The following is a 9,970-nucleotide window of genomic DNA, read 5'->3' as shown; positions in this document are numbered from 1 at the left end:
CTGTATATTATGCGCGTCAATGCCAGTTGACACTCAAGCATCATACAGGAGGGCTTTTTTGTTTTCAAGTCTCTGAAAATCCTTCTAACAGGAATGCTCCTATAATGCATAAAAATCTTTTTTCTGTAATTCTATCCCCTTCGCTAAATGACCAAAACCGCTTATAATAGAAGGAACGAAGGCGATTGCGTGGTGATTTATATGAAATTTCAAACAAAAATGATTCTTTACTTCAGTACAATCATTTTCCTTATTTGTGGCATTTTCCTTGTCTTACTTGAACATCATATCGAAGAAACGACAAATAAACAAATTGCGAAGCAAGCACTCCAAGCAGCTCATCTCGTAGCAGATACAGATGATATTATTGACGCATTTGATGATAAAGATCCGAGTAAAGCCATCCAACCGATAGCGGAAAGCATTCGGAAAAATATCGGTGCTGCTTATGTCGTTGTAGGGAATATGGACGGCATTCGTTATTCTCATACGGAGCCAGATAAAATTGGCTTTCATATGGTTGGCGGTGATAACACTCCTGTGCTTGAAAAAGGTGAATCAATTATTACAGAACGCGTAGGCTCCTTAGGAAAATCAATTCGCGGAAAAGTCCCTGTCAAAAAAGATGGGGAAATTATTGGTATTGTTTCTGTTGGCTTTATGACCTCAACCGTCCAAGAAAATATTGATAGCGTATTCTTTCATTGGCTACGTATTTCGATTTTAGTCGGCTTGATCGGGGTACTCTGTGCCATGTTATTGTCTATTTATATGAAGAAACAGCTTTTCGATATGGAGCCTAAGCAGATTGCAAGGCTTTATCAGCTCAATCAAACCATTTTAGAAACGACGAGCGACGGCATCATTACCACAACCAAAAATCATACTATCACTTCTGCAAACCCAAGTGCTTATCATTTTTTTAATAAAGAAAAGGTTCTAATGGAACGGGACATTAGTGATATCATTCCTCTACGCTTAACCGAAAAATCTGAATTTCAAGCGGTAGAAATGGCACTTGGAGAGGAAACCGTTATTTTATCGAAGAAACCACTGTATGTAAAAAAAGACCGTGAAGGTGCGCTTTATACGTTGCGGAAAAAAGATGAATATGAGCAAGTTATTAATGAACTACAACACGTCAAACAGCAAGCCAAAATGCAGCGTGCACAAACACATGAATTCTCAAATAAAATGCATTTATTGCTTGGTCTTTTAAAGCGTCATCAAGTCAAAGAAGCCGTTGAATTCATTGAACAAGACCAAATAAACAAGCATCAACAATATTCATTTACTAATCAACAGCCCTACACGATTTTAAATGCTTTACTTGTCGGTAAAATGATTGAAGCGCAGGAAAAAAATATTATCTTACAGATTGAGCTGGATGATACGCTCATGCCTTGTACAGATGAACAACTTAATGCCGTCACAATGGCGCTTGGAAATTTAATACAAAACGCGATTGAAGCGGTATTAAAATCAAAGAATACGTTAAAAGAAGTACGTGTAAGCATTCAACAATATGAGCATGAATTATTAATGGAAGTGCAAGATAGTGGTGATGGCGTCGATGATAAGCTCGCCACGAAAATTTTTGAACGTGGCTTTTCAACAAATGAGGGCTATGATCGCGGTCATGGCTTAGCATTGTCAAAACAAGCAATGCAGGCAGTAGATGGCGATATTTTCTTAGATGCTGGTGATTTATCAGGTGCCTGCTTCTTATTAGTATTGAGGAGGAATTCATAATGAATATTTGGATTGTAGAAGATGATTTTCGTATTGCGAATATCCACCAAGAGTATATTGAGCAATTAGAACGCTGTAAAGTAACTGGCAGCTTTCGTAATGGACAGGAAGTAAAAGAAGCACTCGCTTCAAAACAGGTTCCACATATGCTATTTCTTGACCTCTATATCCCAGATGTTGAGGGCTACGAACTTGTGATGCATATTCGTCAAAGACACCCAAAAGTCGCCATTGTAATGGTCACAGCAGCGGCTGAAGCGACGCATATTCATGCACTAAAAGCGCTCGGAGTTTATGATTATATTGTCAAACCTTTTAATGAGGAGCGGTTACAAGCGCCGATTCAACAATCACAAAAAGAGCAAAAAATGTTTGCTACAAACGAATATTTCAAACAAAAACAATTAGATTTGCTCTTTTTACATACAGTTGTTGAAGAACAAGCAACTACTTCAACAAAGGGTATCGACACACATACCCTTGATACGATAAAGGAGCTTTTTATCGCGAAACAGCTGGATAAGGTGACTGCCAATGAACTGAGCGAAAAAATGGGTATTAGTCGCTCAACTGCGCGCCGGTATTTAGAGCATTTAGTTGCTGAAAAAGTGCTAGAAACTGCCCTTCTCTATGGAACGGTCGGGCGCCCTGAGCGAAAATATATGTTACGTACGTAATTTTTTAAAAATCGCATAAAAAAAACGTACATTTTTTACGATGTACGTTTTTTTAGGGCAGAAATTAATATTTCTGCTCTTTTTCTTTTTCAATTTCGCTCATGATTGTTTCGCCTTCAATATCAACATTTGGTAATATTTTATCTAACCATTTCGCCATATACCAAGCCGCTTTGCCCATTAAAAGCATCAATGTGGGGACAATCATCATGCGCACGATAAAGGCATCAAATAACACACCAAAAGTTAATGCTAGACCAATGATTTTTGTCATCGGATCATCTGCCATCATAAAGATGCCAACCCTAAGAAAATAATGGGTGAAGCAATTGGTACTACAAGCACACAGCTCAGAATGACGACACTTTGGATGACAAAATAAAAAATCCGTAGATGCGCTATAAGACTACCAGAATACCAATGCAAAATAGCGTAAATTGCAAATAATATCGTACAGCCAATCATTTGCAAAATGGTCACTTGTACGAGTTGTTGCATTAATAACACACCAATTAAAAGAACGCCAATTGCTACGGTTATGGACATACGCACCTTCTCAATATCGTAGTGTAATCGATTTAAATAGCTAAAAATTTGCATATATCCCCCTGTTAACATTTATTCATTAGCAGGGTATCATATCGTGTAGTTGCTATAAGGGAGCTACTAATTAAAAAACACTTCTAAGAAAATTCTTTAGAAGTGTTTTACGTTCTATTACCAGCTTGCTTTTTTAACCCCTGGAATTTGACCTTTGTAAGCAAGCTCTCTGAATTGAATGCGTGATAGGTTAAATTTGCGCATATTACCACGTGGGCGACCCGTTAATTCACAACGTCTTATAAGTCTTACTGGCGATGCATCACGCGGTAATTTTTGCAATGCCTCGTAATTATGCTCTTCTTTTAATTGTTGACGCAGTGCTGCATATTTTTCAACTGTAGCTCGACGTTTTTCATTGCGTATGATTTTTGATTTTTTTGCCATTATATAGCCTCCAATTGTTGTTTTAATTGCTCAATTTCTAAATCTTCTCCGATAAAAACGAGTGTTGTTAGGAACTTGACTTCCTGTGGAAAATATAGGGGAACACCAAATGAATACTGAAATAAGGTTGTTTTTTCCGGATACTCATCTACTGACACAAAGCCCTTTATACGAAATACAGTAGCGGGTAACGCTCTTACAAATGTATCAAGGGCCCGCTTTGAGATAACTTTTTTAAATGTATAAACAAAGTGATGCACATGTAAATGATGCTCCATATGCGCCTCCGTTGCACGTCCATTTGCATGTGTAAAATAGTGTGTATCAAGAGGCATACGACCATGTGTTGTCATGCGCCACTGTGCATTTGGCTGAATCATTTTAATATCTTGTACGATTGTTTCAAATTGTTGTTGCGTAATTAAATCCGCTTTGTTAATTAATACTTGGTCTGCATATTTAATTTGTTCATCCATTAATTTTTGAAGCGGTTTACGATAAAGATGTTTTTTACTCCAGCGTTCACTATCTACTACTGTAATGACTTTTTGAATTGTCATATGCTCAGCAATTACGGGGGATAAACAAGCATCAATAACTTCAAGTGGATGTGCGATTCCAGAACTTTCGATATAAATCACATCAGGTTTTTGCTGTTGATATAGCGTTAAAATTGCGCGCTCTAATTCATCCCGTCCTGTGCAGCAAATACAGCCATCCGTAATCTCTGAAAGATGTGTATCCGGAGACAATAGCTTACCATCAATCGATACCTCACCTACCTCATTCATGACGACCGCAACATGCTGTTGATCTTCTTGTGCTAATAGATGTTTTAATAACGTTGTCTTTCCGCTTCCTAAAAAACCGCTCAGTAGCACAATACGTGTTTTATTCATGTGCAACATGCCAATCAAATGGATTTTCAAATGTGGACCAATCCGCATCCATTTCCTTCGCCGTTAGTAAGCATGCATCTAGTTGTTTCGTAATGGCTTCTTGCTCTAAATCCATACCAATGAATACTAATTGCGTCTTTCTATCTCCAAACTCCGGGTCCCATTCTGCTAACACTTCAGGCTCCTGCGCCATTAATTGTTGCTGCTCAGCTTTCGGTAGAGATGCTACCCAATACGTTAATGGTGACAATGTTGCAGACGAGCCTGCCTGTGAAAATAATAGCGCCATATTAGGATGCCCAGCGCTCCAAATAAAGCCCTTTGAACGGACAATCGATAGTGGTAAATGATCTGCCCATTTTTTAAAGCGCGCCGGATGGAATGGTAAAGTACGTGTATACACAAACGAACCAATGCCGTATTCCTCTGTTTCCGGTGTATGATGGGTATTATTTAGCTCTTGTAACCATCCCGCCGCTGCTGAGGCTTTTTCAAAGTCAAATCGACCAGTATGTAAAATAGCACTCGGATCAATTTCGCCATATGTAGTACGAATGACTTTGGCTTCTGGTTGTAAAGATTTTAATATACGCTCTAATTGCGCTAATTGCTGTGGCGTAACTAAATCACATTTATTAATGACGAGCACATCACAAAATTCAATTTGATCGATTAATAAATCGGCCACATCACGGTCATCCTTATTCCCAGCCGCTTGTTGACGTGCAAGTAAGCTCTCTCCCGATTGAAAGTCTGTCCAAAAACGATTGGCATCGACAACGGTTACCATCGTATCAAGCACACAACTTTTCGTTAAATCGATATTTAATTGTTCATCATTGTATGAAAATGTTTGTGCAACTGGAATTGGTTCGCTAATACCCGTCGATTCGATAACAATATAATCGATATTTCCTTTATCTACGAGACGCTGTACTTCCAGTAATAAATCTTCACGCAGTGTGCAGCAAATACAGCCATTTGATAATTCTACGAATGTTTCATCGGTACGCGAAATCCCACTTCCTTGTGCGACTAATGCTGCATCAATGTTAATTTCGCTCATATCATTCACGATAACTGCGACACGTAAGCCTTGTTCATTTTGTAAAATATAGTTTAACATCGTTGTTTTCCCCGCACCTAAATACCCACTCAGTACCGTCACCGGAATTTTTGTCATGTTGTCGCCACTCCTTAATCGTAATTATTACGATTTATTTTTTTGTAAAATTTTTTATCGCTACTTTGTTTCACGATGTAATGTGACGCGCCCTAATCTCGGAGAATATTTTCGTAATTCTAGACGTTCTGGATTCGTTCGTTTGTTCTTTGTCGTTATATAATTGCGATCTCCTGTTTCTGTACAAGCTAATGTAATGTTTACACGCATACTAGACACCTCTTTTTAAATAGTAATGATTACGTTTTATGATTTTACGCTTCTATTTTTTGTTTGTCAACGGTAAATATAAAATAACCATCGATTTATGTTAAAGAACTTCGCAAACTATGTAAAAAAGATTGAATATTTTGCTGATTACGGTTGTAGGAAGCAAATATATTTACCTCGTAAAAATTTGCAATATCTCCTATAGTTAATGCATTTAATTCATTCTTCATTAATTCTTTTTCTACTAAAAATTCTGTTAATAAGCCAAGGACTAATTGGTCTTGCATTAATTGAATAGCAAAAACACTATCTTTCCCCCCTGTAAAGGAATGGATTGGATACTCATTTTCTAGCCATTACAGCACTGAGACATGCTCATTTAAATAACCGATAGCAAGCTCATTATTTGTAAATAAATAATGTAAGCGCGCATCTCTTGTTTCGTCGGCCATTGGTAGCTTGGGTGAATAAATTAATTTTAATGGTGCACTAATAAGTTTTTCTGCATGACTGTCTTTTTGCTTTGTAGGATTTAAGTCTATGACAATATCCGCTTTTTTAGATTGTAACAGCTCAGCTCCATCATGCTGATTAAGCATCAAAATTTCAAACTTATAATTTCGTGCTTCCAATGTGAAACGATGTAATATCGATAAAATAAATGTCGATGCTAGCGATGATGACAATGCAATCACGATCGGTTCTTTTTGTGGAATCGCTGCAAAATCTCTAAAGCCTTTAGCAATCATTGAAATTGGAACAAGTGCCGGACTCTTATTGAATCTCGAACACTTTTATTATCCTATTGAGCAGCAGCCATTCATTCAGTTTGGACAATTTAATAGTCCACTAAAAATCTACGCAAAAAATTTAGGTAATCCATTAAGCACACTACCTTCTCTTTCCATTGTCGATACACAGGATGAGGAACAAGCTTTATGGCTTGAATGTCTAATATGGCCTGAATTAACGCAGCGCAAAGAAAATCTAAAAACAGCGATTCAATTAAATAGGTATGTTAAGAGTCAATTAATAGAAGGAGACTTCAGACCACTATTGCCTCTCCTTCTAAAAAAGGCACTGCAGGAAAACACTCAAATTATCATTTTCCATACGCATGTAGCGAATCAATTTCCACCCGCCCTAAAAGAAGAACTGCTTCACTTATTGCAGACTAATAGTATGGAACAGCCTCTATATCACGTCTACATAATCTATTTGATACACATTTGCATGTAGATTCTATCTATCAAGGTGAAATCGTCTCGGAAAAAATTTTAAGAGAAATTGATGGGCACGGGGAATATTATGTTTGGCGTTAAAATACAAAAAGAGGCTGGGACAAAACACGTCATCTTCCTTTTTTAGTGTTCGCAACGAAAAACCGGAACCACGCTACAGCGCGATTCCGGTTTTTCTTATGCTCATATGAACGGTTGTTTTTATACGTATATCCCAGCCTCTTTTTTGTGCTATCGTTCCTTATTCGGTGCATCATTTTTAATAACAATGCCTCCAATTAATAATAAAACGATGCCGATAATACCACCGATTAATTCTACCGTACCAAATTGATCGTGGCGGATATAATTCACAACAAAATTACCACCAAAAATAATAAGCATAATTAGGCCAAGTGAATTTAAAAATTTCTTGTTCTTCATGTTGTCACCTCATCGTTTTCTATTGTACTAAAGATAATGAAAATGACAAACGATTTACAGTGGCTTCAATGCGGGTATTGCACGCTTTTTCATATAAAATGAACGAATGATTCCAGCAAGCGGTAATAAGTATAAATAACATGCAAATAAAATACTTGCTACCGGTGCATCAACAGCCGCTAATGGCACTGCACAGGCAATAGACCACGGTACAAGTGGTGGGATGACAATTGCCGTATCCGCTAGCATACTCGCTGTTTTTTTATCATCATGATAAATGTCTTTATTTAATTGATAGGTTAACATAACAGCGAGCGTCTGATTACATGAAATCATGACCGCTACAATCGCTACAATCGTTCCGGTAAAGAAATTGGTCGTTTTATGTGCCAATGCCTCTACACTATGCTGAATGCTTTCTAGCATATTCGTGCCATTGAAAATGCCAAAGTAGGACGATGATAGGCAAATGATAGCGATAACATTCACCATCGATAAAATGCCTCCACCATCAAGCATCGCACCTAATTGTAGATTATCTGCGATATAGCCGCTCCAAAGTGTTGCTGCAATATCAGTGAACGACATTTTTTGAACAACAACACAAATAATAATTCCTGACAGAATACTAATGAGCATTGTCTGTTTAATTTTTATTTTCAATAGCAGCAACACAAAAATAAGGGCAGCTGGTATTAACGTATAGCCATTTAACACAAAGCTATCAGCGAAAATAGCTGTAACATGCGTAGTTTTTGCCTCTGGCGTATGAATGAAGCCTAATACGATATAAATCGCACTCGTCAGTGCAAACGGAATGGCTGCTGTTTTAATCATTTGGCGAATATGCTCAAATAATTTCATATGCGTCAATTCGCAGACAAGCAGCGCACTTGTCGACATCGGTGAACAACGGTCGCCAAAGTAAATACCTGATAAAATCGCACCAGCAACAAATAAGGGGTTTTCCCCCATTACATTGCTGATTGTCATACAAATAACACCAATCGTTGCCACAGTACCGAAGGCAGTACCCGTTAAAACGGATACAAGGCAATTGAGTAAAAAGACGACAATAATAAAAATCGCCGGCACAAGGAATCCCGTTGCAACATCAATAATCATTGGAATGGTCCCAGCTGCACGCCAAATGCCGGTCATCATGCCAATAAGGATAAAAATAAATAACATGCCTTTAATTTGACGAATGCCTTGCCATGAAAAGCGCAGCATCTCATGTACAGCATGTCCTTTTTTTAAGCCATACATAAAAAAGAGCATATAGCCAAACGCAAGTGCCAGCAAAATCGATTGATTGAATGCGACACAAAGCAATAAGCTACATGCAAATAATCCAAAAACAACGAACTCCATCTCTCACACAGCTTTCTTGCATTTTTTTCTGACGTAAGTTTAACGATGTCACGTCGCTTGTGCAAGGCGATGTGTGTGTTTGTTGCAAATTAAGTCATAATTCATACAATTTTTAGGATTCGCGCACCTGAAGTAAAACCTTGCCGTCATGGTTACCTGCCACCAGCATGTCATGTGCTTCACGCGCACCGGTTGCTGTAAATGGTAAAACTACAGGCTCACGTACTTGAAGCGGCAGATCGATAAGTGCATCCATCGCTTCCTTGTCGGTCATATCTTTTGTACGCTGTCCGTCAATAAGTTGAACTGAGCGTGTTGTATGTGGTAAGCCTGTGAGCCCAACAAAGCGTGCACCATCCTTTGCATAGCGAATACCCGCTTGACCTCCCTTACCAAGTAAGGACGCATCAATAATAATATCCGCTATCCCGTCGAAGGCAGCTTCATCTTGGTGATAATCGGCAAAATCATCTGCACCGAGCCCACGTACATACGCTTCATTGCGCGCACTCGCGACCGCAATAATATGTAAGCCCATTTCCTTTGCTAATTGAATGGCAAAGCTCCCAACGCTCCCCGAGGCGCCTAAAATAGCGACCGTTTCACCCTGCTGTGCTTTTGCAAAGCCATGCAGTGCCCAATAAGCCGTGACAGCCGTATGCGAAAAACTTGCGGCCTGTGCTGTCGTTAAATATTCAGGCTTTAAAAACGTATGGCTCTGCCCAGCCGCAACATATTCACCATAGCCGTTGCGTGCCGTTTTCGCAATTACAATATCATCTATTGAAAATGCTGTGACAGCTTGCCCTACTGCAACAATTCGCCCTACAACCTCATTCCCTGGCACATAAAATTGTGTTAATGGCGTATTCGCAAAATCGCCGCGACGCACCTCAACATCATATACATTCACCGCTGTATAAAGCGTTTCAACCAATACTTGCTTTTCTTTTGGCACAGGTACCGCGATATCGCGCTCCTCTAGTACCGATGCATCTCCATACGTCTCAAATCCAATTACCTTCATGTTTATCAGCTCCTTGCTGTTCTCTTTCCAATTCATGTAAAAATTAAACCATTTATGCTTTAGCCTATGCTAGCTCGGGTACTAATAACTAGATAGGAGCATTCCTGTTAGAAGGATTTTCAGAGACTTGAAAACAAAAAAGCCCTCCTGTATGATGCTTGAGTGTCAACTGGCATTGACGCGCATAATATACAGAG

At 38.7% G+C, this 9,970-nt stretch carries 13 protein-coding genes and 1 pseudogene; 3 read left to right on the top strand and 11 right to left on the bottom strand.

Annotated features, from left to right (window positions below):
* Positions 1 to 201: 201 nt before the first annotated feature.
* On the top strand, positions 202 to 1,752 hold the full coding sequence (locus ACFSY7_RS11030) for an ATP-binding protein (protein WP_380147866.1): 1,551 nt from the start codon (positions 202 to 204) through the stop codon (positions 1,750 to 1,752).
* Positions 1,752 to 2,429 (top strand): response regulator, encoded by a 678-nt coding sequence (locus tag ACFSY7_RS11025; protein WP_380147865.1) that lies wholly within the window; start codon positions 1,752 to 1,754, stop codon positions 2,427 to 2,429. The genes ACFSY7_RS11030 and ACFSY7_RS11025 overlap by 1 nt, the downstream gene beginning before the upstream one ends.
* Before the next feature lie 64 nt (positions 2,430 to 2,493).
* Here ACFSY7_RS11025 and ACFSY7_RS11020 read toward each other — a convergent pair.
* The 8 genes and pseudogenes from ACFSY7_RS11020 to ACFSY7_RS10985 all read right to left on the bottom strand — a co-directional run.
* A pseudogene (locus ACFSY7_RS11020) lies at positions 2,494 to 2,724 on the bottom strand (MMPL family transporter); the annotation flags it as partial.
* Positions 2,718 to 3,029, bottom strand: coding sequence for a hypothetical protein (locus tag ACFSY7_RS11015; RefSeq protein WP_380147864.1), 312 nt, complete (start codon positions 3,027 to 3,029; stop codon positions 2,718 to 2,720). The gene ACFSY7_RS11015 and the pseudogene ACFSY7_RS11020, both read right to left, overlap by 7 nt.
* A gap of 117 nt (positions 3,030 to 3,146) precedes the next feature.
* Positions 3,147 to 3,416 (bottom strand): 30S ribosomal protein S14, encoded by a 270-nt coding sequence (gene rpsN, locus ACFSY7_RS11010; protein WP_380147863.1) that lies wholly within the window; start codon positions 3,414 to 3,416, stop codon positions 3,147 to 3,149.
* The gene (locus ACFSY7_RS11005; protein WP_380147862.1) at positions 3,416 to 4,315 is read right to left on the bottom strand and encodes a CobW family GTP-binding protein; all 900 of its coding nucleotides are present in this window, start codon (positions 4,313 to 4,315) and stop codon (positions 3,416 to 3,418) included. Before ACFSY7_RS11005 ends, rpsN begins: the two co-directional genes overlap by 1 nt.
* Positions 4,308 to 5,498, bottom strand: coding sequence for a GTP-binding protein (locus ACFSY7_RS11000; RefSeq protein WP_126991648.1), 1,191 nt, complete (start codon positions 5,496 to 5,498; stop codon positions 4,308 to 4,310). Before ACFSY7_RS11000 ends, ACFSY7_RS11005 begins: the two co-directional genes overlap by 8 nt.
* A gap of 60 nt (positions 5,499 to 5,558) precedes the next feature.
* Positions 5,559 to 5,708: a 50S ribosomal protein L33 gene (gene rpmG / locus ACFSY7_RS10995; protein ID WP_029498883.1), complete on the bottom strand. Its 150-nt coding sequence runs from the start codon at positions 5,706 to 5,708 to the stop codon at positions 5,559 to 5,561.
* Between the two features lie 95 nt (positions 5,709 to 5,803).
* Positions 5,804 to 5,995 (bottom strand): hypothetical protein, encoded by a 192-nt coding sequence (locus ACFSY7_RS10990; RefSeq protein WP_029498884.1) that lies wholly within the window; start codon positions 5,993 to 5,995, stop codon positions 5,804 to 5,806.
* Positions 5,996 to 6,064: 69 nt separating this feature from the next.
* On the bottom strand, positions 6,065 to 6,457 hold the full coding sequence (locus tag ACFSY7_RS10985; RefSeq protein ID WP_380147861.1) for a LysR substrate-binding domain-containing protein: 393 nt from the start codon (positions 6,455 to 6,457) through the stop codon (positions 6,065 to 6,067).
* On the opposite strand from ACFSY7_RS10985, the gene ACFSY7_RS10980 reads away from it, so the two are divergent.
* Positions 6,342 to 6,947, top strand: a complete 606-nt coding sequence (locus ACFSY7_RS10980) for a DUF2332 family protein (RefSeq protein WP_380147860.1) — start codon at positions 6,342 to 6,344, stop codon at positions 6,945 to 6,947. The genes ACFSY7_RS10985 and ACFSY7_RS10980 overlap by 116 nt on opposite strands.
* A 233-nt stretch (positions 6,948 to 7,180) precedes the next feature.
* Here the strand turns inward: ACFSY7_RS10980 and ACFSY7_RS10975 are convergent, their stop codons facing one another.
* The 3 genes from ACFSY7_RS10975 to ACFSY7_RS10965 all read right to left on the bottom strand — a co-directional run bounded on the left by ACFSY7_RS10975 (position 7,181) and on the right by ACFSY7_RS10965 (position 9,773).
* Positions 7,181 to 7,372 carry a hypothetical protein gene (locus ACFSY7_RS10975; RefSeq protein ID WP_029498889.1) on the bottom strand — a complete coding sequence of 64 codons (192 nt, stop codon included), beginning with the start codon at positions 7,370 to 7,372 and terminating at the stop codon, positions 7,181 to 7,183.
* A 54-nt stretch (positions 7,373 to 7,426) separates the two neighbouring features.
* The gene (locus tag ACFSY7_RS10970) at positions 7,427 to 8,746 is read right to left on the bottom strand and encodes a Na+/H+ antiporter NhaC family protein (RefSeq protein WP_380147859.1); all 1,320 of its coding nucleotides are present in this window, start codon (positions 8,744 to 8,746) and stop codon (positions 7,427 to 7,429) included.
* Between the two features lie 112 nt (positions 8,747 to 8,858).
* Complete coding sequence (locus ACFSY7_RS10965; RefSeq protein WP_029498894.1) at positions 8,859 to 9,773, bottom strand: NADP-dependent oxidoreductase; 915 nt, start codon at positions 9,771 to 9,773, stop codon at positions 8,859 to 8,861.
* Positions 9,774 to 9,970 lie beyond the last annotated feature (197 nt).

Source organism: Kurthia populi (genome assembly GCF_042686175.1).
In the GTDB taxonomy this organism is placed as follows: Bacteria; Bacillota; Bacilli; order Bacillales_A; family Planococcaceae; genus Kurthia; species Kurthia populi.
This window is presented reverse-complemented; position numbering and strand designations above follow the sequence as displayed.

Excerpts from the sequence above, each read along its gene's own strand:
- ACFSY7_RS10965 (WP_029498894.1), bottom strand. The coding sequence starts at position 9,773 with ATGAAGGTAATTGGATTTGAGACGTATGGAGATGCATCGGTACTAGAG.
- ACFSY7_RS11030 (WP_380147866.1), top strand. The coding sequence starts at position 202 with ATGAAATTTCAAACAAAAATGATTCTTTACTTCAGTACAATCATTTTC.
- ACFSY7_RS11025 (WP_380147865.1), top strand. The coding sequence starts at position 1,752 with ATGAATATTTGGATTGTAGAAGATGATTTTCGTATTGCGAATATCCAC.
- ACFSY7_RS11005 (WP_380147862.1), bottom strand. The coding sequence starts at position 4,315 with ATGAATAAAACACGTATTGTGCTACTGAGCGGTTTTTTAGGAAGCGGA.
- rpmG (WP_029498883.1), bottom strand. The coding sequence starts at position 5,708 with ATGCGTGTAAACATTACATTAGCTTGTACAGAAACAGGAGATCGCAAT.
- ACFSY7_RS10975 (WP_029498889.1), bottom strand. The coding sequence starts at position 7,372 with ATGAAGAACAAGAAATTTTTAAATTCACTTGGCCTAATTATGCTTATT.
- ACFSY7_RS10990 (WP_029498884.1), bottom strand. The coding sequence starts at position 5,995 with ATGCAAGACCAATTAGTCCTTGGCTTATTAACAGAATTTTTAGTAGAA.
- ACFSY7_RS11000 (WP_126991648.1), bottom strand. The coding sequence starts at position 5,498 with ATGACAAAAATTCCGGTGACGGTACTGAGTGGGTATTTAGGTGCGGGG.
- ACFSY7_RS10970 (WP_380147859.1), bottom strand. The coding sequence starts at position 8,746 with ATGGAGTTCGTTGTTTTTGGATTATTTGCATGTAGCTTATTGCTTTGT.
- ACFSY7_RS10985 (WP_380147861.1), bottom strand. The coding sequence starts at position 6,457 with ATGATTGCTAAAGGCTTTAGAGATTTTGCAGCGATTCCACAAAAAGAA.
- rpsN (WP_380147863.1), bottom strand. The coding sequence starts at position 3,416 with ATGGCAAAAAAATCAAAAATCATACGCAATGAAAAACGTCGAGCTACA.
- ACFSY7_RS11015 (WP_380147864.1), bottom strand. The coding sequence starts at position 3,029 with ATGCAAATTTTTAGCTATTTAAATCGATTACACTACGATATTGAGAAG.